This window comes from Nonomuraea sp. NPDC003804, assembly GCF_040610675.1.
GTDB lineage: Bacteria > Actinomycetota > Actinomycetes > Streptosporangiales > Streptosporangiaceae > Nonomuraea.
This window is the reverse complement of the sequence record NZ_JBEXMT010000024.1, coordinates 127,660-152,882: the sequence shown is the minus strand read 5'-3', so window position 1 is coordinate 152,882 and position 25,223 is coordinate 127,660. Positions and strand designations below refer to the sequence as shown.

25 protein-coding genes and 1 pseudogene are annotated in these 25,223 nt (G+C 71.4%); 12 read left to right on the top strand and 14 right to left on the bottom strand.

What is annotated here, in order from left to right; all coding sequences use genetic code 11:
* Nucleotides 1-109: 109 nt before the first annotated feature.
* Together ABZX22_RS30215 and ABZX22_RS30210 are read right to left on the bottom strand one after the other, a co-directional pair.
* Entirely contained in the window at nt 110-931 is an 822-nt protein-coding gene (locus ABZX22_RS30215) for a hypothetical protein (RefSeq protein WP_354915166.1), read from the bottom strand.
* Nucleotides 928-1,677, bottom strand: coding sequence for a MerR family transcriptional regulator (locus ABZX22_RS30210; RefSeq protein WP_354915163.1), 750 nt, complete (start codon nt 1,675-1,677; stop codon nt 928-930). The genes ABZX22_RS30215 and ABZX22_RS30210 overlap by 4 nt, the downstream gene beginning before the upstream one ends.
* Nucleotides 1,678-1,797: 120 nt before the next feature.
* Here ABZX22_RS30210 and ABZX22_RS30205 point away from each other — a divergent pair, with 120 nt between their 5' ends.
* The 8 genes and pseudogenes from ABZX22_RS30205 (at nt 1,798) to ABZX22_RS30170 (ending at nt 7,866) form a co-directional block, all read left to right on the top strand.
* Nucleotides 1,798-4,347, top strand: a complete 2,550-nt coding sequence (locus ABZX22_RS30205) for a glycosyl hydrolase family 18 protein (protein ID WP_354915160.1) — start codon at nt 1,798-1,800, stop codon at nt 4,345-4,347.
* Nucleotides 4,348-4,407: 60 nt separating this feature from the next.
* Nucleotides 4,408-4,842 (top strand): annotated as a pseudogene (locus ABZX22_RS30200) (ABC transporter substrate-binding protein); the annotation flags it as partial.
* 175 nt (nt 4,843-5,017) lie between these two features.
* Nucleotides 5,018-5,128, top strand: coding sequence for a hypothetical protein (locus tag ABZX22_RS30195; RefSeq protein WP_354915207.1), 111 nt, complete (start codon nt 5,018-5,020; stop codon nt 5,126-5,128).
* Nucleotides 5,125-6,093, top strand: a complete 969-nt coding sequence (locus ABZX22_RS30190; protein ID WP_354915204.1) for a putative FMN-dependent luciferase-like monooxygenase — start codon at nt 5,125-5,127, stop codon at nt 6,091-6,093. The genes ABZX22_RS30195 and ABZX22_RS30190 overlap by 4 nt, the downstream gene beginning before the upstream one ends.
* On the top strand, nt 6,090-6,542 hold the full coding sequence (locus tag ABZX22_RS30185; RefSeq protein WP_354915157.1) for a hypothetical protein: 453 nt from the start codon (nt 6,090-6,092) through the stop codon (nt 6,540-6,542). Before ABZX22_RS30190 ends, ABZX22_RS30185 begins: the two co-directional genes overlap by 4 nt.
* Nucleotides 6,463-6,750 (top strand): hypothetical protein, encoded by a 288-nt coding sequence (locus ABZX22_RS30180; RefSeq protein WP_354915154.1) that lies wholly within the window; start codon nt 6,463-6,465, stop codon nt 6,748-6,750. The genes ABZX22_RS30185 and ABZX22_RS30180 overlap by 80 nt, the downstream gene beginning before the upstream one ends.
* Entirely contained in the window at nt 6,740-7,354 is a 615-nt protein-coding gene (locus ABZX22_RS30175; protein WP_354915151.1) for a VOC family protein, read from the top strand. The genes ABZX22_RS30180 and ABZX22_RS30175 overlap by 11 nt, the downstream gene beginning before the upstream one ends.
* Nucleotides 7,351-7,866, top strand: a complete 516-nt coding sequence (locus tag ABZX22_RS30170; protein ID WP_354915147.1) for an OsmC family protein — start codon at nt 7,351-7,353, stop codon at nt 7,864-7,866. The genes ABZX22_RS30175 and ABZX22_RS30170 overlap by 4 nt, the downstream gene beginning before the upstream one ends.
* Here the strand turns inward: ABZX22_RS30170 and ABZX22_RS30165 are convergent.
* Together ABZX22_RS30165 and ABZX22_RS30160 are read right to left on the bottom strand one after the other, a co-directional pair.
* Nucleotides 7,863-8,870 (bottom strand): 1-acyl-sn-glycerol-3-phosphate acyltransferase, encoded by a 1,008-nt coding sequence (locus tag ABZX22_RS30165; RefSeq protein ID WP_354915144.1) that lies wholly within the window; start codon nt 8,868-8,870, stop codon nt 7,863-7,865. The genes ABZX22_RS30170 and ABZX22_RS30165 overlap by 4 nt on opposite strands.
* 3 nt (nt 8,871-8,873) lie before the next feature.
* Nucleotides 8,874-9,686, bottom strand: a complete 813-nt coding sequence (locus ABZX22_RS30160) for a patatin-like phospholipase family protein (protein WP_354915141.1) — start codon at nt 9,684-9,686, stop codon at nt 8,874-8,876.
* An 85-nt stretch (nt 9,687-9,771) separates the two neighbouring features.
* On the opposite strand from ABZX22_RS30160, the gene ABZX22_RS30155 reads away from it, so the two are divergent.
* Nucleotides 9,772-9,969, top strand: coding sequence for an SHOCT domain-containing protein (locus tag ABZX22_RS30155; protein WP_354915138.1), 198 nt, complete (start codon nt 9,772-9,774; stop codon nt 9,967-9,969).
* A 68-nt stretch (nt 9,970-10,037) separates the two neighbouring features.
* Here ABZX22_RS30155 and ABZX22_RS30150 read toward each other — a convergent pair whose 3' ends face one another.
* From ABZX22_RS30150 to ABZX22_RS30120, 7 genes are all read right to left on the bottom strand, one after another.
* Complete coding sequence (locus ABZX22_RS30150) at nt 10,038-10,997, bottom strand: quinone oxidoreductase (protein ID WP_354915135.1); 960 nt, start codon at nt 10,995-10,997, stop codon at nt 10,038-10,040.
* Between the two features lie 114 nt (nt 10,998-11,111).
* A complete protein-coding gene (locus ABZX22_RS30145) occupies nt 11,112-12,725 on the bottom strand; it encodes a serine/threonine-protein kinase (RefSeq protein WP_354915132.1) in 1,614 nt (537 codons plus the stop codon).
* Between the two features lie 6 nt (nt 12,726-12,731).
* Nucleotides 12,732-13,355 (bottom strand): HAD family phosphatase, encoded by a 624-nt coding sequence (locus ABZX22_RS30140; RefSeq protein ID WP_354915129.1) that lies wholly within the window; start codon nt 13,353-13,355, stop codon nt 12,732-12,734.
* Nucleotides 13,345-14,424 (bottom strand): ABC transporter ATP-binding protein, encoded by a 1,080-nt coding sequence (locus tag ABZX22_RS30135; RefSeq protein ID WP_354915126.1) that lies wholly within the window; start codon nt 14,422-14,424, stop codon nt 13,345-13,347. Before ABZX22_RS30135 ends, ABZX22_RS30140 begins: the two co-directional genes overlap by 11 nt.
* Complete coding sequence (locus ABZX22_RS30130; RefSeq protein WP_354915123.1) at nt 14,408-15,268, bottom strand: ABC transporter permease subunit; 861 nt, start codon at nt 15,266-15,268, stop codon at nt 14,408-14,410. The genes ABZX22_RS30135 and ABZX22_RS30130 overlap by 17 nt, the downstream gene beginning before the upstream one ends.
* Nucleotides 15,269-15,278: 10 nt before the next feature.
* Complete coding sequence (locus ABZX22_RS30125; RefSeq protein WP_354915120.1) at nt 15,279-16,091, bottom strand: ABC transporter permease subunit; 813 nt, start codon at nt 16,089-16,091, stop codon at nt 15,279-15,281.
* Entirely contained in the window at nt 16,091-17,209 is a 1,119-nt protein-coding gene (locus ABZX22_RS30120) for an extracellular solute-binding protein (RefSeq protein ID WP_354915117.1), read from the bottom strand. The genes ABZX22_RS30125 and ABZX22_RS30120 overlap by 1 nt, the downstream gene beginning before the upstream one ends.
* A 135-nt stretch (nt 17,210-17,344) precedes the next feature.
* Here ABZX22_RS30120 and ABZX22_RS30115 point away from each other — a divergent pair, with 135 nt between their 5' ends.
* The 3 genes from ABZX22_RS30115 (at nt 17,345) to dnaE (ending at nt 22,697) form a co-directional block, all read left to right on the top strand.
* Nucleotides 17,345-18,076 (top strand): GntR family transcriptional regulator, encoded by a 732-nt coding sequence (locus tag ABZX22_RS30115; RefSeq protein ID WP_354915114.1) that lies wholly within the window; start codon nt 17,345-17,347, stop codon nt 18,074-18,076.
* An 83-nt stretch (nt 18,077-18,159) separates the two neighbouring features.
* Nucleotides 18,160-18,426, top strand: coding sequence for a DUF6504 family protein (locus tag ABZX22_RS30110; RefSeq protein ID WP_354915111.1), 267 nt, complete (start codon nt 18,160-18,162; stop codon nt 18,424-18,426).
* The gene (dnaE, locus tag ABZX22_RS30105; protein ID WP_354915201.1) at nt 18,426-22,697 is read left to right on the top strand and encodes a DNA polymerase III subunit alpha; all 4,272 of its coding nucleotides are present in this window, start codon (nt 18,426-18,428) and stop codon (nt 22,695-22,697) included. Before ABZX22_RS30110 ends, dnaE begins: the two co-directional genes overlap by 1 nt.
* A gap of 103 nt (nt 22,698-22,800) precedes the next feature.
* Here the strand turns inward: dnaE and ABZX22_RS30100 are convergent, their stop codons facing one another.
* From ABZX22_RS30100 to ABZX22_RS30090, 3 genes are all read right to left on the bottom strand, one after another.
* Nucleotides 22,801-23,712, bottom strand: a complete 912-nt coding sequence (locus ABZX22_RS30100) for a hypothetical protein (protein WP_354915108.1) — start codon at nt 23,710-23,712, stop codon at nt 22,801-22,803.
* A 73-nt stretch (nt 23,713-23,785) separates the two neighbouring features.
* Nucleotides 23,786-24,358, bottom strand: a complete 573-nt coding sequence (locus ABZX22_RS30095; RefSeq protein WP_354915105.1) for a DUF4328 domain-containing protein — start codon at nt 24,356-24,358, stop codon at nt 23,786-23,788.
* A 144-nt stretch (nt 24,359-24,502) separates the two neighbouring features.
* Nucleotides 24,503-25,153, bottom strand: coding sequence for a response regulator transcription factor (locus ABZX22_RS30090; RefSeq protein ID WP_354915102.1), 651 nt, complete (start codon nt 25,151-25,153; stop codon nt 24,503-24,505).
* Nucleotides 25,154-25,223: the final 70 nt, after the last annotated feature.

Below are 25,223 nucleotides of genomic sequence, written 5' to 3'. Positions count from 1 at the left end.
GCCGGGCGCTTGGCGCAGGTCACGCGGCAGCCCGCCGCCGGCCGGCCGAGCACCTCGGCGACCGCGCCCGACGGCGCCGGCGCGGGCACCGGCCGGCGTCGCCGGGTCCTCAGGCCTCCTGCAGCCGGAGGGCGTGGGGCGTGTCGGCGAAGAAGCGGACGCTCGTGACGGTCTCGCGGGCGCCGAGCGGCCTCGTGACGGTGATCGGCGCGGCCAGTTCGACGACGACGTTGGTCTGGGAACCGACGGCGACGCTGAGCCGTCCGCCCGCGACGTGGATCGTGCCGGTCTCGTTGTAGTTGCGCGACACCCGTACCGAGGTGATCAGCTCGCGCGGGATCCGCAGGTCGAAGTAGGCGCCGAAGCGGACGCGCAGCTCCTCGTCGGTCACGACGTGCGGCCTGGTGACGCAGGCCGCGGCGAAGGCCAGCGCGAACAGGATGCTGTACAGGTCGAGCACCAGCACGGTCACGCGTACCGCCGTGGGCACGTCCAGCGCGGCCAGCAGCAGGTCGATGCCGACCGTCTCGACGACCATCACGAAAAGCATGATCATCAGAGTCGTCGACTGCTCCTTCGAGTACGGCACGGCCCTGCCTCCCGGGGGCACGCCGTGGCGCCGCCTGGCGACCCACAGGAACAGGCTGGCGATGCCGTTCAGCTCGAACTCCAGCAGTTTGCGCACCTTGACGGGCACCAGCGCGTCGACGCTGTCCCGCAGCGCCGCCCGCCGGTCGGCCCCCGCGCCGCGCGCCGTCCGGTAGAGCCGGTAGGCGGTCACGGCCTCCAGCGCGAGCACGCCTGCCACGACCGCCTCCGTGGCCACCATCACCGGCGTGGGCAGCGGGACACCCGAGACGAGCAGGACCGCGAGCAGTAACTCGGCGGGGATGGCGGTGTAGAGCGCCGCGCGGGCCAGTCGGAGCATCACACCCGTCCCTTCACCGTCTCGATGAGCAGCCTGAACACCTCGACCTGTGCGGGCGTCATCCCGTCCCGCACCGTCTCCAGCCATGTCGTGCCGTCGGGCTCCGCGTGCTCGAGCATCGGCCGCACCAGGCCCTCGGGCAGATGGTCGGCCAGGTCGCGGGCCAGCGCCGCCAGGCGTTCGTCGTCGAGGGGGACGTCGGCCAGCTCGTCGAGGCGCCGGTAGAGCTCGTGGCTGCGTTGCAGCGCGGCGGGTTCGGTGAGCGGCCGGATCAGGTCGACGAACTCGGTGCTGACCGCGGGGTCGGCCACGTTGCTCATCAGGGTGAGCAGCTCGCGGTCGAGCCTGGCGAAGGCCGACTCCTCGGGGATGAGGTCGCGCAGCACCGCCGTCATGTCGGGTGGAGCGACGGAGTCGGGGTGCAGCTCGGTCTCGGCGAGCAGGACGGCCAGCCGTTCGCGTCTGGCCGTGATCGCCGCCTGCTGCCGCGCGAGGTCGGCGTCGAGCTCCTGGAGGACCTCGCGCAGGTCCTTGCCCTGGTCGTCGGCCAGCACGTCGCGCAGCTCGTCCAGCGACATGCCGAGCGCGGCCAGCTGTCTGATGCGCGAGAGGAGCACGGCGTCCCTCAGCCGGTACTCCCGGTAGCCGTTGGCCAGGCGTTCGGGTTCGGGCAGCAGCCCCAGATGGTGGTAGTGGCGCACGGTCCTGGTCGACACCCCCACGAGGGAGGCGAGCTCTCCGATCCGCATGCGGTCATTACACACGTTGCCGTTACGTCAAGGTCAAACTTTGGGCCTTGCGGGTGGTCAGAGGCGGGCTTACCATCGGTCAAACTCTTAGGAAACTTTCTTAAAAGAAAGATCCCTCGCATGCGCAGATCGCCGATCGTGCTGCTCGTCGTCCTCATCGCCCTCGCGCTCGGCGCCGTTCCGGCAGGCGCCGCGGCGCGCCTGACCGCCACCTTCGGGCTGTCGGGCACCACCGGGAAGTTCGTCGTCGCCAACCCCGGCACCACCGCCGTCACCGGCTGGTCGATCATCTTCGACCTGCCGCCGGGCGTGACCGCGAGCAACCCGCAGCACGCCACCCTCACGCAGAACGGCACCAGGGTGACGCTGACCCCGGCCTTCTACATCAACACCGTCCAGGCGGGCAGGAACACCGAACCCTACAGCCCGGCCTTCACGCTGAGCTCGGCCGTCCAGCCGGCCTCGTGCACGATCAACGGCGCCAACTGCGACGGCAGCGGCCCCGAGCCGCCCGCCCCGCCGCCCGTCGGCGCGACCTACACGGTGACCGGCACCTCGGCGAAGTTCGTGGTGGCCAACAACTCCACCACGGCGCTGAACGGCTGGACGATCGTCTTCGACCTGCCCGCGGGGGTGACCGCGAGCAACGCCCAGCACGCCTCGCTCGCCCAGGACGGCCGCACGGTCACGCTGACGCCCGCCCACTACAACACCACCGTGGCCGCGGGCGCGACGACCGAGCCCTACAGCCCGGCGTTCACCGTCAGTACGGCAGGCGTCGAGCCCACCTCCTGCCGGATCAACGACGTGAACTGCGACGGCACCCCCGACGCGCCGCCGGGAGCCCCCGGCAACCTGCGCGTGACGGTCAAGACCACCAAGACCGTCTCGCTGGCCTGGGACGCCGCCCGGCAGGGCAGCCTGCCCATCGTCGGCTACGTGCTGTCCAACGGCACCGAGGTCACCGGCACCACGGCGACCGTGACCGGTCTGACGCCCAACACCGCCTACACCTTCACCGTCAGGGCCAAGGACCGCAAGGGCACGCTGTCGGCGGCCGGCACTCCGGTGACCGTGACGACCAACGACCCGGCCGACGACACGCAGCCGCCGACCGCCCCCGGCAGCCCGCGCAGCACCGGCAAGACCTCCTCCAGCGTCACCCTCACCTGGACCGCCTCCACCGACGACAAGGGCGTGGCAGGCTACGACGTCTACACCGGCACCACGCCGGCCACGAGCGTCACCGGCACGACCGCCACCATCGGCGGTCTGTCGCCCTCGACGGAGTACACCTTCACCGTCAGGGCGCGCGACCTGTACGACAACCTCTCGCCCGCCAGCGTCCCGGTCACCGTGACCACCGCCGACATCGTGGAGAGCGGCTACGCCAGGGTCGGCTACTTCGTCCAGTGGGGCATCTACGGCCGGCAGTACTTCGTCCGCAACCTCGACACCAGCGGCGCGGCGGCCAGGCTCACCCACATCAACTACGCCTTCGGCAACATCGACCCGGTCAACCTGACCTGCCTGCAGGGTGTCACCAAGGGCACCACGCAGAACCCGCAGGACCCGAACCAGGGTGACGGGGCGGGCGACGCCGACGCCGACTACGGCAGGCCGTTCAGCGCGGCGCAGTCGGTCGACGGCGTGGCCGACACCGGGTGGGAGAAGCTGCGCGGCAACTTCAACCAGCTCAAGAAGCTCAAGGCCAAGCACCCGCACCTCAAGGTGCTGATCTCGCTCGGCGGCTGGACCTACTCCAAGTACTTCTCCGACGTGGCCGCCACCGACGCCGCGCGTAGGAAGTTCGTCAGCTCGTGCGTCGACATCTACATCAAGGGCAATCTGCCCGTCGCCGGTGGCGCGGGCGGCCCTGGCACGGCGGCGGGCGTCTTCGACGGCATCGACCTGGACTGGGAGTGGCCCGGCGCCGAAGGGCACCCCGGCAACCACGTCAGCCCGAGCGACAAGGCCAACAACACGCTGCTGATCGCCGAGTTCCGCCGCCAGCTCGACGAGCTGACCAGGCAGACCGGCCGGCGCTACCAGCTGACCGCCTTCACCCCGGCCGACCCCGCCAAGATCGCGGCGGGCTGGGACCTGCCGCAGGTCGCCAAGCACCTGGACATCTTCAACGTCCAGGGCTACGACTTCCACGGCGCGGGCAGCGACAACTCCTGGGAGCCCAACCGCACCGGCCACCAGGGCAACCTCCACCTCGACACCGACAGCCCCTCCAACCCCGACTTCAGCGTCGAGAAGGCGATCGACGTCTACCTGGCGGCGGGGGTGCACCCGCGCAAGCTCACCATCGGCCTGGCCTATTACGGGCGCGGCTGGCAGGGCGTCGCCGACGGCGGCAAGGCGGGGGAGTGGCAGTCGGCGACCGGCGCCGCGCCTGGCCAGTTCGCCGAGGAGGCGGGCACGCGCGGCTACGCCAACCTGGTGGCGAGCGTGCCGAACTGCACGGTGCGGCATGACGAGCAGGCCGTGGCCACGTCGTGCTTCACCGGCGACGGCGGCCAGTGGTGGTCCTTCGACGACGTCTGGTCGATCGGCAGGAAGACCGCCTGGCTGCGGAGCAGGAACCTGCTCGGCGCGATGGTCTGGGAGATGTCCGGGGACACCGGTGCCCTCACCGGCGCCCTGGACGCCGGGCTGAGGTAACCGGGCGGCGATACGGCTTGCGTCTCAAGTGAGGGGCGCAGGCCGTATCAGCATGTGGACATGATCAACAACTACGCGCGCAGCGAGGTCCTCGACGCCAGGACGGTGAGGTTCCACTTCGACAAGCCCTCGCCCGGCTTCCTGCAGGGCACCTCGGTCATCGGGGCGGGGCTGGTGTCGAAGAAGACCATCGGCCTGCCGTACGAGCAGCAGTGCCAGCTGAAGAACGTCATCGGCTCGGGCCCCTTCACCGTCGCCCATCAGGTCGTGGACAGGCAGATCGATCTCAAGGCCCGCAAGGACTACAACTGGGCGCCCGCGTCGTCCGAGCACCAGGGCCGCGCCTACCTCGGCGAGATCAAGATCATCGTCACGCCCGAGGACAACGTCAGGGTCGGCGCGCTCACCAGCGGCCAGGCCGACTTCGTCCGCTACGTCCAGGCCTACGACGAGCAGACGGTCAAGAGCGCGGGCTTCACCCTGTACGCCGAGCCGACCAGAGGCGTCAACAACGGCCTGTACCTACGAGGCCGTCTCCACGCTGGACGTGAGCGCCCAGGAGCAGATTCTCGACCTGCTGGAAAGTCTCCAGCGCGAGCTGGGCATCACCTACCTGTTCATCTCCCACGACCTGAAGGTCGTGCGGCAGATCTCGCACACCGTCTCCGTCATGAACAAGGGAAAGATCGTGGAATCCGGAACGACCGAGGAGGTCTTCACCAGACCTCGGCACGCCTACACCCGCGAGCTGCTCGCGGCCATCCCGGAGCCGGTCCGATGAGCCGCAGACGGCTGGGCTTCTTCACGCGTCTGCTCGACCAGGCCGGCCCGGCCGAGCGGTACGAGCTGGCCGCGGCGCAGATCGCCCACGCCGAGGCCAACGGGTTCGACTCGGCGTGGGTGGCCCAGCACCACTTCAGCGAGAGCGAGGGCGGCCTGCCCGCGCCCCTGGTCCTGCTCGCCTCCGTCGCGGCCAGGACCAGCAGGATCAGGCTCGGCACCGGCATCATCACGCTGCCGCTCGAACACCCGGTACGGGTGGCCGAGGACACCGCCGTCCTCGACCTGCTGTCCGGCGGGCGCCTGGAGGTCGGCGTCGGCAGCGGAGGCACCGCCTCGTCCTTCGCCGCCTTCGGCCACGACAGCGCCGACCGCTCGGCGATCTACGCCGAACACCTGGCGGTTCTCGTGAACGCCTGGTCGGGCGGCGACCTGGGCGGCGGCAACCACCTCTACCCCGCCGCGCCCCGGCTGCTCGGCGCCATCTGGGAGGCCACCTTCTCCGTCGGCGGCGGGGAGCGGGCCGGCCGCGCGGGCAACGGCCTGATGCTGTCGCGCACCCAGCCGCGCGCCGAAGGCGTCACCCTGGCGCAGGTGCAGAAGCCGATCGTGGACGCCTACTACGACAACCTGCCTCCCGGTACGGCTCCGCGTATCGCCGCCTCGCGCACCGCGTTCGTCGCCGACTCCAGGGACGAGGCCCTGCGCCACGCCGAGGAGGGCATCGCCAGGGCCGCCCGGCAGTCGCCTGAGCTGGCCGCCTTCCTGTGGGCCGACTCGCACGTGGGCACCCCGGACGAGGTGATCGCGAGCCTGCGCGCCGACACCACCCTCGACAGGGTGACCGACCTGGTCTTCCAGGTGCACTCGGCGGATCCGCCGCACCCTCTCGTCCTCCGCTCGATCGAGCTGCTGGCCACCAAGGTCGCGCCCGCGCTCGGCTGGACCCCTTCGGAGCAGGCATGACCGACGTCATCGACCAGCTGGTGGGCGTCGACCCGGGATCCCGGCTCGACGTGCTGCGCAGGCGCCGCCCGGACGCCCGCGCGTACGCCCAGCGCACCTACGAGGCGCTGTTCGTGCCGTCGTTCGAGCTGCGGGCGCAGGCCGGGTCCGGCGCCGCGCCGGCCTCGCCCTCCGCCGTCCCGGCCTCGCCCTCCGCCGTCCCGGCCTCGCCCTCCGTGACGGCGGAGGCGGCCGGGGGCGCCCCGCCCGGGCGGGGCGTGAGCGAGGTCGGGCTGGAGGAGGTGACACCGGCCGAACGGCACGCCGTCGCCGCCTTCGTCGCGGGCCTGCACCGGCACGAGGCCGTCACCGCCCACTACGCCGCCGCGCTTGAGCCCGACCTGGCCAAGCGGATCGCCGCGCAGGCCGAGGCGGGCAAGGCGAGCGGGCCCCTACGGGCACTACCGTGAACCCGAGCTGGCCCACGAGAACGTCGAGGGGCTCCGCTTCCGCGACGCCGCCGTCGCGCTGACCGCGACCCCGCCGCGGGCGGACGTCGCGGCCCTGCGCGAGCAGGGGCTCGACGACCTGGCCATCAGCGACGCCCTGCACGCGACCGCCTTCTTCAACTGGGCCAACCGGCTCATGCTTTCCCTGGGAGAACCCGATGAGTCTTGATCACCTGGTGTACGCCGTTCCCGACCTGGCGAAGGGGGTGGCCGAGTTCACCGAGCGGACCGGCATCGCCCCGGTGAAGGGCGGCTCGCATCCCGGCGGCACCGCCAACTACCTGGTAGGGCTCGGGCCCACCGCCTATCTGGAGATCATCGGGCCCGATCCCGAGGTGCCGGGCGCCCGGCCGAGGGCGTTCGGGCTGGAGACGCTGACCGAGGCGCGGCTGGCCGCGTGGGCGATCCGCGCCGACGACATCGACCGCACGGTGGCGCTGGCCCGCGAGCGCGGGTACGACCCGGGCGAGGTGCAGCCGCTGTCGCGCCGCACACCCGACGGGACGTTGCTGGAGTGGCGGCTGACCCGCTTCGACTCTCCTGCGGCCGTCCGGCCGGTGCCGTTCCTCATCGACTGGGGGACGACGCGGCACCCCGCGGCCTCCGGGCTGCCCCAGCTCACGCTGGTGTCGTTCACGGCCGTCACACCCGACGTCGCGGCCCTGCGAGCCGAGCTCGAGGCGGTGGGCGCGGCCGTCGACGTGGAGGAAGGACCGGCGGCCGGGCTGCGGGCCGTCCTGGACACCCCCGAGGGAAAGGTGACGCTGGCGTGAGCGGACTGCGCGAGTACCTGTCACAGAAGCGGGCCGCGCTGCCGGCCAGGCGGGCGGCACAGCCGGGCGGACCGGTGCCGCTGCGGGCGAGCGTCACCGCCGAGGGCCGTAGCGGGGTGCGCAGGATCAGGATCAGGGACTTCCAGATCCTCAGCGACAGCGGGCCCGACTTCGCGGGATACGACCTCGGGCCCGGCTCTCCCGAACTGCAGGCCGGGGTGCTCGGCAGCTGCGTGACCCACATCTTCCTGATCAAGGCGGCCGAGCTGGAGGTGCCGCTCGACGCGCTGTCGGTGGAGGTGGAGGCGGAATACGATCCGCGCGCCCAGGCGCCCGGCACCACCGACGTCCCGGTGTACCCGCAGAACTTCCGCTACGAGGTGCGGATCGACTCGCCCGCCTCCGACGACGACCTCGCGCGGCTGCACGCCGAGGTGGAGCGGGTGTGCCCGATCCTCAACCTGATCCGCCACCCGCAGGAGATCAAGGGACAGGTGGTGCGGGCGGGCTAACTCCCGCCGGGACGGTTGTCGGCGACCCAGTCGTCGATGATCTCCCACTGGTCGTAGAGCCACCTGATGCGGTCCTGGCGTGACGCGGGGATCTCGGCGGCCGGGACGCGCCACCAGCGCGCCCTGATGCGGGCGCTCACCGGCAGCCTGTGCCACACGTCGCCGATCGTGACGAGGTCGTCCAGCCCGGTGTGCGCGACGAACACCACGTCGGCCGCCGGGCACGCCTCGATCGCGGCGATCGCCCCGCCCGGCCGGGGCGGCAGCAGGTGGTCGAGGGCGGCGGCCCGCTTCGCCTCCTCCGTCAGGCCCTTCTCCTCCAGCCGCCTGATCGCCAGACGGCGGCGGCGCGGGGTGAAGTTGCCGCCCTCGGGGAAGATCACCAGAGCGTCGTCGGCGTCCATGGTGGCCGCCAGGCGCCGGATCTCGTCGATGATCCCGAGCGAGCCCCTCCTGCCAGGGACGAAGGCGTTGGGCAGGCGGTTGACGACCACGTCGAGCGACGGGTCGAACTGCAGGGCCGCCTTCATGACGATCCTCGGCCGCCGCCGGTAGCGGTCGAGCAGGTGGTGGACCAGGAGGAAGGAGTCGCCGGGGCCAGCGTGCCGCGACAGCACGATCACCGGGCCGGTCGGCCGTAGGTCGCCAGGGGGCTCGTCGATCTCCACGCGCAGCCGGAAGACACGCACCGCCACGCCGTACAGGCGGGACAGGAACCAGTGGATGAGCTGGTAGTGGCGCTCCTGGTGGCGGTCACGGTGCAGGCGCCCGCCGAAGCCGGCCGCCACCCACAACCCCAGGCACGCCACCAGCACCCCGCACTCCAGCACCAGCCACGACACGCCGAACCACAGGAAGCGGACCCCGCGCCGCTGCGGCGGCGGCAGCCGCAGAGAGGCGGCGGTGACCACCGCCAGCCACAGGGGCAGCGTGACGACGGCCGCCACGGCCAGCACGATCAGCAGGGGCACCAGCACGAGCCTGCGGACGAAACGAGGAGGCACACCTCATCCGACCACGCCCGCCAGGTAGCGGGAAGAGGCGGTGTAGGCCCGCTCGATGGAGCGGGAGATCTGCGACAGATCCCGGTAACGCAAGGGGGAGACGGGGGCGTCGAGGCCCGTGGGCAGCACGTGCACCTCCACCGAGCTGGGCAGCGCGGCCATCTCCTCGGCGAAGCGGTGCCTGCGCGCGATCTCGAAGGCCACCATCCCCACCTCCCACGGCCGCCTGGGCGCCGCCAGCGGCCGCTCGATCCTGCCGACCTGCAACACGAACACCCTGCCCGCGCCCAGCCGGACGGCCCTGCCGACGGGAATGCTGTGCACCAGCCCGCCGTCGACGTAGTGCTCGTCGCCGATCCGTACGGGCGGCAGCAGCCCGGGGACGGCGCAGCTGGCCAGCACGGCCTCCACCAGCGGCCCTTCGGCGAACCAGTGGGCGCTGGCCCGCTCGATCGAGGCCGCCACGCACTGGAAGGGGACGGGCAGCTCCTCGATGAGCGCCACGCCGACCAGATCGGTCAGCAGCCGCCGGAGCGGCGCGATCGGGTGCACGTGCGTGCCGGTCCTGGCGAGCGTGGACAGCCGCCGCATCCACGAGCCCGAGAACGCGGTGCGCGCGACGTCGGAGCGCCACAGCCGGGTCAGCCGCTCCACGGCGTCGGACGGCGAGGCGGACAGCAGCACGCCGTTGAGCGCGCCCACCGACGTGCCGACGACCAGGTCGGGCCGGATCCCGGCCTCGTCGAGCGCCCGGAGCATGCCCACCTCGTGCGCCCCGAGCACCCCACCGCCGCCGAGCACGAACGCTGTCCTCACAACCCCGTATCATCGCCTAGCCTGGCTGCCTCTGGCCGCACCGGGCCGGGGTCCGTAGAGTTCTCGGGAGGAGGGTGGCGTCCGCATGCTGAAGCTGCTTGTCGTACTACTGCTGATCATCCTGGTGGTGCTCGTGCTCATGATGATCAGACGGCCTCCCGCGCCGCCCGCGCGGCCGCCCAAGGACAGCCCTCGCGAGATACTCAAGCGCCGCTACGCCGCGGGCGAGATCGACGAGGACGAGTACCTCCGCCGGATGTCGGGCCTCAACCAGGACTGGTGAGTCACGCCGGCGCAGGACCGCCCGGCCGGCGGCCCTGCCAGGCGATCACGGCTCAGGCGATCACGCGATCAGGGGATCAGCAGCAGCTTGCCCGTCGTACGGCGGGCCTGCAGGTCCTCGTGCGCCCGCGCCGCCTCGGCCAGCGGGTAGCGCTCGGAGACGTTGATCCTCAGCTCGCCCGCCGCCAGCCAGCCGAACAGGTCGGCCGCCCGCCACAGCAGCTCGTCCCGCTCGGCGATGAAGTGGACGAGCGACGGCCTGGTCAGGTACAGCGAGCCGTTCCTGTTGAGCGCCTGCGGGTCCATCGGCGGCACCGGGCCGCTGGCCCCGCCGTACAGCACCATGAGGCCGCGCGGGCGCAGCGCGGCCAGGCCGCCGTCGAAGGTGGTGGCGCCCACCCCGTCGTAGACGACGTCCACGCCGCGCGGCACGGCCGCGCGTACGGCGTCGGCGAAGCCGTCGTAGCGGAACACCTCGTCGGCGCCGGCCTCCCTGGCCAGCTTCTCCTTGGCGTCGGAGGAGACGGTGGCGAGCACCGTGGCGCCCTTCAGCTTGCCGAGCTGGGTCAGCAGCTGCCCCATGCCGCCGGCCGCCGCGTGCACGAGGATGACGTCACCCGGCTTCACCTCGTGCACCGAGTGCGTCAGGAAGTGCGCGGTCAGGCCCTGCAGCAGCGAGGCCGCCGCCAGCTCGGCCGGCACGCCGTCGGGCACGGGCACCACCCTGGAGGCCGGCACCACGGCCTTCTCGGCGTAGCTGCCCAGCACGTTCACCCACGCGACGGTGTCGCCGACGGCGACGTCGTCCACCCCTTCGCCGACGGCGGCGACGGTGCCCGCCCCCTCCGAGCCGATCGGCGACGGCAGGTCAAGGGGGTAGGTGCCGGTGCGGTGGTAGACGTCGATGAAGTTGACGCCGCTCGCGGCGACGTCGATCAGCACCTCGCCGGGGCCGGGTGAGGGGTCGGGGTGTTCGGCGTACTGGAGGACCTCGGGGCCGCCCTGGGCGTTGATCACAATGGCATGCATGGCTCCAGTCTCCACCTGGCGCCGCCGTAACCTTCGTGCAGGGTCCTGTCGTGCGAGACCGCCACCAGCGCGCCCCGGCAGGCCTCCAGCGCGTGTTCCAGGAGATCGGGGGGTCTAGGGCTGCTGCTTGAGGCCGTGCATCTCGAAGTCGTCGTAGACCATCTTGAGCGGGTTGTCGCTGCCCTTCGGCACGCGGGCGAACAGGCCGATGTCGCCGGTCGGCAGGCCGGCCGGGTCGTCGACCTGGTGGACCCGCTCACCGTTGACCCACATGGACAGCCGCGTGGCGCCGCCTTCGTCCTCGCAGGCGACCTGGATGTGGTTCTTGTCCCTCGGGTTGAACCCGTCGAGCTTGACCGGGGCGGCCATGTTGCCGCCCGCCGAGTCGACGATGCGCCGGATCCTGGCGTTGCCCGAGGTGTCGAGGGTGAACTCGTAGTAGGTGCCGTCGCCGTCGCCCTGGCCCCTGCACCACAGGCCGAACTCGCCGGCGCCGGACCTGGCCTTGGCCGTCACCCCGACGACCAGCGTGGAGGGCATCATCGGCGTGGGCGAGGCCGAGGGCTCGGGGGAGGCGGGCTTCTCGGTGGCGAACGGCACCGGAGCCGTCGCCCAGCGCTCCTCGTTGTACTCGCCGGCGTCGAGACCGTAGGTGAAGTCGGAGGTGATGTAGCCCTGGCTGTTGTCGGCCTCGCTGTCGTAGGTGCCGTTCCAGCCGCTCGAGGTCGAGGTGAAGTCGTCGGAGAAGAGCATGGGCAGCTCCGGCGGGCCGCCGGGCAGCATCGTCCACACGCCCACCCCCGCCGCCGCCACCAGCGCCACCGCCGCGACGGCGACCCCCGCCAGGACCCTGGCCTTCTTCGCGCCGGCCCGAGGAGGGAGGTGGACGGCGGTGCCGCCCTCCTGCCAGGCCACCCGCACGGTCTGCACGACCTGCTCGGGGGCCGCCTGGCGGCCGATCAGGTGGTCGAGGATCTGCTGCGCCGTCGGGCGGGCCGCCGGATCCTTCACCAGGGCGGCCACCACCAGCTCACGCAGGCCGGGCTCGAGCCCGTCGAGGGCGGGCTCGGTGTTGAGCACCTGGTAGATGATCGCGGGCAGCGTCTCGCCGGGGAACGGCGCGCGTCCCGTGGCCGCGAACGCCATCAGGCAGCCCCACGAGAAAACGTCGCACGCCGGCGAGACGGGTTCGCCGCGCAGCACCTCGGGCGCCATGTAGCGGGGTGTGCCGATCAGCTCGCCGGTGCCGGTCACGCCGCCGATCTCGTCGAGCGCCCTGGCGATGCCGAAGTCGATCACGCGCGGGCCGACGGGCGACAGCAGCACGTTGGACGGCTTGAGGTCGCGGTGCACGACGCCCGCCGCGTGGATGGCGATGAGCGCGGTCGCCACGCTCACCGCCAGCGCGTCGAGGCTCGAACCGCGCAGCGGGCCCGACTGCCCGACCGCCTCCTCCAGGTTCGGCCCGGGCACGTACTCGGTCACCACGTAGAGCTGGTCGCCGTCGAGCGCCGCCTCCAGCACCGCGGCCGTGCAGAACCTGCGCACCCTGAGCGCCGCGTCGGCCTCCCGGCGGAAGCGCATCCTGAACTGCTCGTGCTGGCTGAGCTCCGGATTGATCACCTTGATCGCGACGCGCTGCCCCGCAGAATCCTCGGCCAGGTGGACCGTGCCCATGCCGCCCCTGCCGAGCACGTTCAACAGCCTGTAGCGTCCGATCTGGTTCACGAGCGGTCAGCTTAGCGACATCACGCGCAGATCGGGCAGTCCCGCGGAAGGCGAGACGACCAGGACCCGGCAACCCGCGGCGGTGGCGGCGGCGATCCCCGTCGGGCTGTCCTCCACGGCGACGCAGCGGCGCGGGTCGGCCGCCAGGAGGCGGGCCGCCTCCAGGTACGGGTCGGGGTGCGGCTTGCCGCGCGCGGTCTCCCCGGCGGCGACCACGACCGCGAACCTGTGGCCGAGCGACGGCAGCACCAGCTCCACGATCGACCGCGGGGAGGCGCTGACCAGCGCCGTGGGGACGGCCTCGGTGGCGAGTGCCCGCAGGAGCTCGGCGGCGCCGGGGATGACCCGCACCCCCCGCCTGATGCGGTCGGCGAACGACTCGGTCAGCCGCTCGGCGACCGCGTCGACCGTTTCCTGGTCGGCCGCAGGCGCCAGGTGCGCGGCCGTGTCCTCGACCGTGCGGCCGTGGACGTACGGCGTGTCCGCGGGGCCCAGGACGCGCCCCAGCGAGGCGGCGACGTCGACCGTGGCCTCCCACCACAGGCCCTCGGTGTCGACGAGCGTGCCGTCCATGTCGAACAGGACGGCTTCGTAGGGAAGGGGCGCGCGCGGCGTGGAGTCAGACGGCACCCGCGGGATCCTTCGCAGAGGTCGGAGTCGGTGTGGCGGTGCTGCGCGGCGCCAGCAGGACGGGCCGCTCGACCAGGCGGACGGTCACGCGCGTGCCCGGCGCCAGCCGTGCCGCCTCGTGCCCGGGGACGTCGGCGAGGACCTCGCCGCCCTCCACGGACAGCCGCAGCCTGACGGACGCGCCGCGGAAGGAGGCGGCGACCACCTCGGCCCGCCCCTCCTCGGAGGGGGTGACGAGCACCGCCTCGGGCCTGATGAGGACGTCCACGTCGGTGCCATCCGCGCCTGCCGCGATCGGCAGGAGCTGGCCGAACACCGTCACCCTGTCGCCCGAGACGCGTCCCGGCAGGTGGTTCATGGTGCCGACGAACTCGGCCACGAACGGCGTGGCCGGCCGGTCGTAGACCTCCGCGGGCGAGCCGCACTGCTCCAGGCGCCCGCTCCTGAGCACGGCGACGCGATCGGCGATCGACAGCGCCTCCTCCTGGTCGTGCGTCACGAAGATCGTGGTGATGCCCAGGTCGAGCTGCAGGCGGCGGATCTCCTCCCTGAGGGCGACGCGGACCTTGGCGTCCAGCGCCGACAGCGGCTCGTCGAGCAGCAGCAGACGCGGCGACAGCGCCAGCGCGCGGGCGAGGGCGACCCGCTGCTGCTGGCCGCCGGACAGCTGGTGCGGGTAGCGGTCGGCGTGCGAGGGCAGGCCGACCAGCTCCAGCAGCTCCAGCGCGCGCTGCCGGCGCGCCGCCTGCGGCGTCTTGCGGACCCGCAGGCCGAAGGCGACGTTCTCGGCCACGTTCAGGTTGGGGAACAGCGAGTAGGACTGGAACACCATGCCCGCGTCGCGCTTGTTGGCCGGCACGCCGGTGATGTCCTTGCCGTCCACCAGCACCGCGCCCGCGTCCGGATGCTCGAACCCGGCCACGCAACGCAGCGCGGTCGTCTTGCCGCAGCCCGACGGGCCGAGCAGGGCGACCAGCTCGCCCGGCTCGATGGTGAGGTCGAGACCGTCGAGGGCGACCGTCTTGCCGAAGACCCGGCGCAGGCCCTGGAACTCAAGCCGAGCGGTCACGGCTTCCTCCCGAGATAGTGAGCAGCAGCAGCCAGGTGAGCAGGAGGCTGAGCACCGAGGCGGCGACGGACAGCTGGCCCTTGGAGCCCGAGATCGTGACGATCCAGACGGCGAACGGCTGGTAGCCGAGGATGCTGGCCACCGTGTACTCGCCGAGGACCAGGGCGAGCGTGAGGAACGAGGCGCTGGCCAGCGCCGAGCGCAGGTTGGGGACGATCACCCGGAACATCACGTGCGGCCACGACGCCCCCAGGTTGCGGGCCGCCTCGACCAGCGTCCGCACGTCCATCGTGCGCAGCCCCGCGTCGAGGGAGCGGTAGACGAACGGCAGGACGAGGACGACGTAGACGAACACCAGCACCAGCGGGAAGTCCTGGTTCTGGATCGCGATCAGCGTGCCCCAGAACGGCGTGGGCGCCAGCACGTCGCCGCCGACCTGGAGGGACCTGCTGACCCCTGCCACGAGCGTGATCGGCGGCACGACCAGCGGCAGCGTGCAGATCACCTCCATGACCGGGCGCAGCCGGGGGGCTGCCAGCCGTACCGTGATCATGGCGGGGAGCGTCAGCAGCAGCACCAGCACGATGGTGGCCAGGGCGAGCACGAGGGACAGCAGCAGGCTCGTCAGGAAGCCCTCGGCCGTCCACAGCTCCGCGTAGGGGGACAACGAGAGGCCGGTGCTCTGGTTGTGGACCGTGTACCAGAACGACGCGGCGAGCGGGACGAGGAAGTACAGGGCGGCCAGCGCGAGGACGACCCCCCGCCACAGACGGGGACGGTCCCGGCGGCGGGAGGCGGCGGGCGCGCTCTCGGGGACCGGCGCGACGGGCGCGAGCGCGGTCACGGCGTCCACCTCACTGGAGCCATCGGGTACTCCTTCTCTGCAGCGGCAGGTAGACCGCCATGACCAGCGCCGCGACCAGGACCATGTCGAGGCTGAGCGCCAGGCCGACGTTCTCGAAGCCGGTCTGCACGTCACCGGAGAGAGCCGCGGCGATCTTCAGGGTGACCAGCGGCAACACGGTGCCCGCGCCCATCGCCGAGGCGGTGGCGTAGGCGGCGAACGCCGACCCGAACAGCAGCACCACGCCGCCGAGCAGGCCGGGGGTCAGCACCGGCAGGGCCACGTACCGCCAGTACTGCCAGGACGTGGCGCCGTTGTTGGCGGCGGCCTCGCGCCACTGCGGGCGCAGGCCGTCCAGCGCGGGCGCGATGACCAGCACCATGAGCGGCACGGAGAAGTACAGGTAGACCAGCACCAGGCCCCAGAAGGTGAACAGCGTGCCGGACGGCAGGCCGAACAGCCCGCTGATCACGCCCGCGTTGCCGAGCGTGGCCACCCAGAAGAAGGCCAGCGGCACGCCGCCGAAGTTGGCCAGCACACCGGAGGCGGTCAGCACGGCCTCGCGCAGCGCCCGTGACCGGGAGGTGACCACGGCCTGGGCGAGAAAGGTGCCGAGCACCGCGCCCAGCACCGCCACCACCGCCGACAGCTTCACGCTGTTGCCGAGCGCGAGCAGGTAGCCGCCCTGCGTGGTGAGCGCCAGGTTGCCGAGCCCCGGCGCGCCCTCGACGGTGAAGGCCCCCGCCACCATCGCGATGGCGGGGATCCCGAAGGCGAGCGCGACGAACGCCAGCAACGGCAGCGCGCCGAGAACGCGCGCCATCAGCCGGCCACAGCCGCGTCCCAGGTCTTGGCCAGGTCCTCCTTGGCCTTGTTGACCTGGGCCTCGGTCGGGAACTTCGGCTCACCCTGGACCGGCGGCAGCTTCTCGGCCAGTGCCTTGTCGATGGTGCCGTCGGCGGTCATCACGGGCATCAGCACGGGACGGGCGCCGCCCTTGAGCCACAGGTTCTGGCCCTCGGGGCTGTAGAGGAACTCCATCCACAGCCGCGCGGCGGCCGGGTGCGGGGCGTCCTTGTTGACGGCCTGCACGTAGTACTGCGCGTAGATGCCGTCGGACGGCACCGCCACCTGGAAGTCGAGACCCTTCGGCAGGAACTGCTCCCGGTATCCGGCGTTCAGGTAGTCCCAGTCGATGCTGATGGGCGTCTCGCCCTTCTCGACCGTGGCGGGCGTGGACTCGACCGGGTTGTAGTTGCCGACGTCCTTCAGCTTCTTGAAGAACTGCACGCCGGGGCCGATGTCGTCGAGCGAGCCGCCGTTGGCCAGCGAGGCCGCCCAGACGCCGGCGAAGGCCGAGCCCGACTTGTTCGGGTTGCCGTTCAGCGCGACCTTGCCCTTGTACTCGGGCTTGAGGAGATCGGCGTACGTCTTGGGGCACGTGGTGATCTTCTTGGCGTCACAGCCGATCGAGACGAAGCCGCCGTAGTCGTTGACCCACAGGCCGTTCGGCTCCTTCTGGCCTTCGGGGATCTTGTCCCAGCTCTGCACCTTGTAGGGCGCGAACAGGCCCTCCTTGGCGCCGCTGAAGCCGAAGGACTGGCCGAGGTCCAGCACGTCGGGCGCGCGGTCCTGACCCTTGCGGGTCTTCACCGCGTTGATCTCGTCGGCGCTGGAGGCGTCGGGGTTCTCGCTCTCGATCTTGATGCCGTACTTTTCCTGAAATTTCCTGATGATCTCGCCGTAGTTGGCCCAATCGGGCGGCAGGGCGATGACGTGCAGGTTGCCCTCCTTCTTGGCCGCCTCGACAAGCTTGTCGAGACCGCCGAAGTCGGCGGCAGAGGTCGCCGTCGCGGCGTTCACCCCACCCGTCGTCGTCTGCGGCTGGGTGGTCGGAGCGGCGCCGCACGCCGCTGTCACTACCGTTAGAGCTGCGATCAAGCCTGCGATGCGAGGTGCGGACACGTCGCCTCCACTCTCTGGGGTGTGGCTAAAAGGTAGGGGAACTTGTACAAACAAGGCCAGACCCAGTTAGTCGCATAAGCGTTGCTATTTCATGAACAGGAGGGGTCGTGAATGGCCGCGCGCTATGAACAGATCGCCGCTGAGCTGCGTGACGAGATCCTGGCCGGTGTTCACCTGGTAGGGTCCCAGCTGCCCTCGGAGGCCGAGCTCGCTGCGCGCTATTCGGCCGCCAGGGGCACCGTACGGCAGGCCGTGGCGATCCTCGCCGCCGAGGGTCTGATCGGCTCGCGGCAGGGGGCGCGACGCATCGTGCTCGGCGGCGAGCGCAGCCAGAGCTTCGCCGAGTTGCACAGCTTCGCCCAGTGGGCCAGGTCCAAGGGGCACGCGGTGGGCGGCCAGGTGCTCGCCCAGCGCCGGCGCAGGGCGGCGTCGGCAGAGTCGGTCAGGCTCGGCAGCGCCGAGGTGCTCGAGGTGCTCAGGCTGCGCACCCTGGAGGGCGAGCCCGTCCTGCTGGAGCGGACCGTCTACGCCTCGTGGATCGCCTCCGCCGTCGAGGGGCTGCCGAGCGACTGCGAGTCGGTCACGCAGGCGCTGTACGACAGGGTCGGCCTGGTCTTCGCCTACGGCGAGCACCTCATCGACGCGATCGCCGCGGGCACCGAGGACGCCCGCCTGCTCGGCGTGCGGCGCGGCAGCCCGCTGCTGCGCCAGCGCCGGATCACCACCACCCAGGAGGGGCGCCCGGTGGAACTGTCGGACGACCGCTACCGGGCCGGCAGCGTCGCCTTCAGCATCAGGAACTCGATCGGCGCCAACCCGCTCACGCGGCTTGCACTCCCATGACATCGAACATATGCTCGATATAGCGCCCGACTTCCCCCGGGTGGCTCAGCAGCAGACCCAGAGCCACGGGGAGAAGAAGCGTCTTGAGCAGACTCTACGGCGATCCGATAGAGGTGTGGACCAGGGAGGGCCAGCCGACCCAGTTCGTCTGGCGCGATCGGCTCTACCTCGTCCGTCGCGTCCTCGACCAGTGGGTGGTGGCCCGTGAATGGTGGAAGACCGGCGAGGCCGACCCCGGCGAGCGCCAGTTCTGGCGGGTCGAGGCCAGCCCCGGGCGTGAGCGCGGCTCCTACGAGCTGCGTTTCGACACCGCCAGCGGAGGCTGGCTGCTGCTGAGGGCGTGGGACTGATGCTTTCCTTCCCGCACCTGCACGTGAGCTCCGCCTACTCGATGCGGTACGGCACCGCCTTCCCCCAGGCCCTGGTGCGACGGGCGGCCGAGCACGGGATGGACATCCTCGCGCTGACCGACCGCGACGGGCTCTACGGGGCGCTCAAGCACGCCCAGGCCTGCATGGACGCCAGGATCTCGCCGGTGTTCGGCGTCGACTTCTCCCTCGACGTCTCGCCCGGCGCGGCCGGAGGGCAGGCGTTCGACCCCGTCCCGCCGCGCGACCGCGCCGCCTCCGGGCCGCTGCCCGGCGCCTACCAGCCCGCCTCGCGTTCAGGGAGCCGCGGGCCGGGCGACGGCCGTTCCGCCTCCGGTCCGCGGGAGGCGCGCCCGCGGATCGGGCCCGACGCCGAGGACAGGGTCACCGTCCTGGCCCGCTCCGGCGGGTGGTCCCGGCTGTGCCGCCTGGTCACCGCCGCCCACCACGCAGGCGAGCGGGGCGAGCCGAGGGTGACCCGCGACCTGGTCGCCGCCTGGGCCGCGGGCGCCGGCACCACCCCTGGCACCGGCACCACCCCTGGCACCGGCACCACCCCTGGCACCGGCACCCTCCCTGGCGCCGGGCAGCCGGCCGCCGGGCTGTCGCCCGCACCGGCGAGGCGTCAGGGCGGTAGGGAGCGGGGCGGGGCGTTCGGTCCCGACGACGGCCTCGTCGTGCTGCTCGGCCCGAGATCCGACGTGGGCCGCGCGGTGGCCGCCCGACGCGACGAGCAGGCCAGGGCGCTGCTGGGCCTCTGGCGCTCCCAGGTGCGCGGCGTGGTGATCGAGCTGGTCGACCAGTACGGCTACCGCGACGCCACCACCGCCGTCCGCATGCTCTCCCTCGCCGAGGAGTTCGGCGTGCCAGCCGTTCTCACGAACGCGGTCAGGTATCTCGACCCCGCCGACCACCAGGTGGGCGACGTGCTCGACGCGGCGCGCCAGCTCGTCCCCCTCCACCCCCGGCACCTGGAGCGGAGCACCTCCCACGCCTACCTCAAGAGCGGCGACGAGATGCGCAGGGTCGCCCACAAGATCTGCGGCGGCGACCAGTCGCGCGCCAACCGGCTCCTGCACACCACGCGCGCGCTCGCCGAGGCGTGCGTGATCGACCCCAGGCGGCTGCTCGCCCTCCGCAGCGACCCGCCCGACCTGCACCTGCCCGAGATCGGCAGGGACCCGGTCCCCCTGCTGCGCCATCGCTGCGAGGACGGGCTCGACGACCGGGGCCTGCGCGGCTCGAGGCAGGCCCGCGACCGCCTCGAGGCCGAGCTGGCCATCATCGAGAAGAAGCGGCTGTCCGGATACTTCATGGCGGTCGTCGGCATCACCGACCGGATCAGGCACATGGGCATCCGCTGCGCCATCCGCGGCTCCGGCGCGGGCAGCCTGGTCAACTACCTCATCGGCATCGGCGAGGTGAACCCGCTCCACCACGGCCTGCTCATGGAGCGCTTCCTGTCGGAGGGCCGCGTCGGCCTGCCCGACATCGACGTCGACGTGGAGTCCGCCCGCCGCCTCGACTGCTACAAGGCGATCTACGACATGTACGGCGAGGCGCGCGTGGCCTGCGTGTCCATGATGGAGACCTACCGGGCCCGCAGCGCCCTGCGCGACGTGGGCGGCGCGATGGGCCTGCCGCCGCACGAGGTCGACGCCATCGCCAAGGCGTTCCCGCACATCCGCGCCCGCCAGATCACCGCCTCGCTGAAGGACCTGCCGGAGCTGCGCGAGAGCAGGCTCGACGAGGCCGGGCTCGGCAGGGTGTTCGAGCTGGCGGAGAAGCTCGACGGGCTGCCCAGGCACATCGCGCTGCACCCGTGCGGGGTGCTGGTCGGCAACGCCGGCCTGCGTGACCGCACCCCCGTGGAGCGCAGCGCGCTCGACTTCCCGATGTCGCAGTTCGACAAGGACGACGTGGAGGAGGCGGGGCTGCTCAAGCTCGACGTGCTCGGCGTGCGGATGCAGTCGGCGATGGCCTACACGCTGACCGAGATCAAGCGGGTCGACGACGTGGACATCGAACTCGACGCCGTGCCGCAGGACGACGAGCCGACCTACGACATGATCTGCGCCAGCCGTACGCTCGGCTGCTTCCAGATCGAGTCGCCCGGGCAGCGCGAGCTGGTCGCCAAGCTGGAACCGCGCACGATGAACGACCTGATCGTCGACATCTCGCTGTTCCGGCCCGGCCCCGTCAACTCCGACATGGTCACGCCCTACCTGGAGTCCCGGCACGGCTGGCGGGCCGCCACCTACCCGCATCCCCGCCTGCGCGAGGCTCTCGCCGAGACCAACGGGGTCGTCGTCTTCCACGAACAGGTCCTGAAGATCATCGACGTGATGACCGGCGCGGGCCTGTCCGAGGCGGAGAAGGTACGGCGCAGCCTCGGCGACCCCGTCCTGCGCGAGGCGGCACGGCGGTGGTTCCTCGCCAGCGTGCTGCCCGGCTACGACCGGGCGACGGTGGAACGGGCCTGGCAGGTGCTCGACGCCTTCGGCGCCTTCGGCTTCTGCAAGGCGCACGCGGCCGCGTTCGCGCTGCCCACCTACCAGTCGGCCTGGCTCAAACGGCACCACGCGGCGGCCTTCTTCGCGGGGGTGCTCACCCACGAGCCCGGCATGTACCCGCAGCGGGTGATCATCGACGAGGCCAGGCAGTGCGGGGTGACGATCCTTCCCCTCGACGTCAACAAGTCGGCCAAGCACTGGACCGTCGAACGCGTCGGCCCCCCGCCGCTGCGCGTCAGCGTCCGGCCCGCCGCCCTGGAGGGCGCGCGGGACGAGGCGCGGGACGGCGTTTCAGGCGGAGTTTCGGGCGGAGTTTCAGGCGGAGTTTCGGGCGGCGTTTCGGGCGGTTTTCTGGATGGCGCGCTGGACGGCGCGCTTGGTGGCGAGCTTGGTGGTGCGGCCGGCTACCGGCGGCGGGTGCGTGACTTCCGGCCCGACCAGCTCGGTCGCGGGTACGGCCTGCGCGTGCCGTTCTCGGCGGTCAGAGGGGTGAGCGAGGCGGAGGTCGACCGGATGGTGGCCGGGCAGCCCTACACCTCGCTCGCCGACTTCTGGGACAGGGCCAGGCCCTCGCGTCCCGTCGTCGAACGGATCGTCCAGGTGGGCGGGTTCGACGCCCTCCACTCGCTACGGCCGGGCGGCCCGCGCTGGCGGCCGGGGGAGCTGACGAGACGTGACCTGATCGCCCAGGCGGGGGTGCTGGAGCGGGCCTCGGTCTCGGGCGTCAAGGCGAGTCCCCGGCCGCCCAAGGGCTACACACCTTCCCCGGGCTCGGGCTTCTCGGGTTCCGGCCGCTCGGCAGGCTCGGGCTCAGGCTTCCCGGGCTCCCCGGACTCGGGCTTCTCGGGCTCGGGCTTCTCGGGCTCGGGTTTCTCGGGGCGGGCAGGAACCGATGGAAGCTGGGCGACGTCGCCCTCGGCGGCGCGGCAGGGAAGACCGTCACGCCACAGGGGAAGGCCCTCGCCAAGGGCCGGCACGACCAGACCCACCCCGGCCGAGGACTCCCCGAAGAACGGCCCCCTGCTGGACGGGGCGGTGGCCGAGGGGCGGCCCCGGGCGGGGGAGCCGCTGGCCGTACAGCTGCCCCTGGGGTTCGCCGAGCACATCCAGCCCGGCGAACTCCCGGAGATGACCGAGACCGAGATGGTCGAGGCGGAGCTGGAGATCCTCGGCATCGACATCAGCCGCCACGTGATGAGCTTCCACGACGAACTGCTCGACGCCATCGGAGTGGTGCGCTCCAAGGACCTGCTCGCCCAGCGCAACGGCGCCGAGGTTTTGGTGTCCGGGGTCAAGGTGGCCACGCAGACCCCTGCGGTGCGCTCGGGGCAGCGGGTCATCTTCACCACCCTCGACGACTCCACGGGTCCCGTCGACCTGACCTTCTTCGAGTCGGTGCAGGGCAGGTGCGCTTCGACGGTGTTCGGGGCGTGGCTGATGGTCGCCAGAGGAGTGATCCGCCGCACGGGTACCCGCGCGATCTCCATGCGGGCCGTCGACTGCTGGAACCTCGTGGACCTGGACGCCGCATGGCGCACCGGCGGCCTGGAGGCGGTCCGAGCGCTCCTCGACAGGCAGCGCCCCGGCACGGAGCACGTCGGCGGGCGCACCATCGAGTACGCCAACGGCTACCGCATCTCGCCGTACTCCGACATCGGCCCCACCCCCGGCGTCGTCACCCCGCCCCGCCGGCTCTGGCACGCCAGTCAGGGCAGCTCAGGCCCCACCCAGGCCGCCTGACCCGCGCCGCCGGCTCCAGGGAACCCTCGAGCCGGCGGCGCCCGACCCAGCCGCAGCGGTGAGAAGCGGTCAGCATGCCACTCCTCCAGCAGCCGAAGGCCGGTTACTCGAACACGTCCTCGGCGGAGGTCGACACGGCGGCACGTCGTGTCCAGACGTCGAACTGCAGGAGGTCGGTACAGGAGGCGATCCGTGCCCGGATCTCGTCGGAAACGACGATGCCCCGCGCCTCAAGCAGCGTCAGCAGGAGTATGGCTTCACCCTCGGTCTTGCCCTTCGCGAGCCCTTCCGCGAGCCCTTCCGCGAGGCCTTCCGCGAGGCCTTCCTCCTTTCCCTTGCCGAAATGCTTACGGGCGAAAGGGCTGGAAACCGGCCAGGTCGAGGTGGACATCAACGCCTCCAGTACGCGTCGTGCCGGGGCCGAAGCCATCTTGTGAGCGTATTCATAGTAACGCGGAGCGTTATCGTCATCGAGATCGTTGAGGCCGGTCAGGAACGCCTCGCCGACCTCTTTCCGGTCGCCGTGCGCCATGACGGACAGGGCGGCCAACGCGGGATCAGCGACCACCTGCCGGGGATCGGTGAGCACCGGAATGTTGTCAGGTGCGTACACGCATGGATCCAGCGTGAGGGTCAGCTTCCCCGCGTTCACTCTTACCGGCCGCCTGAATGTGCCGGCTCTTCGGTCGGGAGTGATAACGATAACGTAGACCGGTTTGTCCAGCTGGAGCCACAAGGTGGCGGCGTATCGAAGCGTCTGGTCGAGCTTCTGCGCCGACAGCTTCGTTTCGATCTCACTGATCACCGTGTACCAGGGGTCCTGCGGTGGGCCGCCGATGAGAACGGTATCGGCTTGACGCACTTTGGAGATGCGGTCGTTGAGCTCGCCGTCCGCGACTCGAATATGCGAGCCGTCGACCAGATGGATGCCGCTGATCATGCTCATCAGCCGGACGGCGATATGTGGATGATCGCGAACCAGGTTGTTGGTCGCGTCATGCTGGGGGCCAGGCATGTCACGTTAAGTTAATGGCCGTCGCGCTATGTGTCAGTGGAACGGTGAATCTTCGTGCATGCCGCCGGGCGGGTCAGGGGATCACGGGAGCCGGGGTGAGGTGGGGCACCGGGGAGGCGGCGGTCTGGAGCCGGGTGATCTCGCGGACCGTGCAGGCGCACAGCAGCGCCGCCACCGCCGTCACGCCGAGTTCCAGCCCGCTCAGCCCCGTCAGCTCCTCCGACGATCCGCGCAGCGGCAGCCGTATCGTCACCAGAGCCAGCGCGGCCAGCCAGCTCGTCCACCAGGCGGCCACCAGGGCGAGCCAGCGCGTTCTGCGGTCGTGCGGCGGGTGGGCGCCCCGCCACACCTGGTCGACCAGTACGGCGGGAGCCACCAGGTTGATCCCGGGCAGCAGCCACGCCGCGATCACCGAACCGGAGGAGGTCGCGACCTTGTTGACGCGGCACGCCCTGACCAGCCAGGTGAGGTAGGCGGAGGCCGAGGCGACCAGTGTGCCCACCGTCAGCAGCATCAGCACGGCGAACAGGGTCACCGCGCCGACCACCGCTTCCGCCCCCGGCGACCGTATGTCACCACCCAGAGTGATGATCTCGGCGGCGAGCCGTCCGCCGCGCACCTCGTCGAAGATCACAAGAGCGGTCATGGCGGCGAGCTGGGCGGCAAGGGTCACATAGACCGCCGAAGCCGATCGCTTCGCCGCGGAAGGAGCATGGCGCACGAATCTCTCCCCCCGGGGCACACATGTTGAGGTTCTGCTTCAGATGTATCCAGCCAGACCTCTCGTTAATCAGCTGACCACGCCTGACTCCCATGCCCAGGCCGCGATCTCCACCCTGTTCCTGGCGCCGAGCTTGACCTGGATGCTGCCGAGATGCGTCTTGACCGTCGACAGCGAGACGAACAGCTCGGCGGCCACCTCCTGGTTGGTCCTGCCCCTGGCGACCAGCCGTACGACGTCGAGCTCGCGCTCCGTGAGCGGCTCGTTGAGCGGCTTGGTGGCGCCCATGGTGGGCTGGGCGAGGTGCTGGAGCAGGCGTACGGTCACCGAGGGTGACACCAGCGCGTCGCCGGCGGCCGCGGCCCTGATGGCCTCGATGAGCAGGGTGGGTCCGCTGTCCTTGAGCAGGAACCCGGTCGCGCCCGAGCGGAGCGCGCCGTAGACGTACTCATCGAGGTCGAAGGTGGTGACGATGACCACCCGCATGGGATTCTCGACGCCCGGTCCGGCCAGGATCCTGGTCACCTCGATACCGTCGAGCTTGGGCATCCGGATGTCGAGCAGGCACACGTCGGGGCGCAGCCGCCGGGCCGCCTCGACCGCGTCGGCGCCGTTGGCCACCGCGCCGACGACCTCGATGTCCGGTTGGGCGTCGAGGATCATCTGGAAGCCGGTGCGGACAAGTTCCTGGTCGTCGGCGATGAGCACACGAATCGTCACACGGGCAAGCCTAACTTTCCGATCATTGTGCGATCTGTCCTGTCCGGTGACGTCCAGGAGACGGGCACCG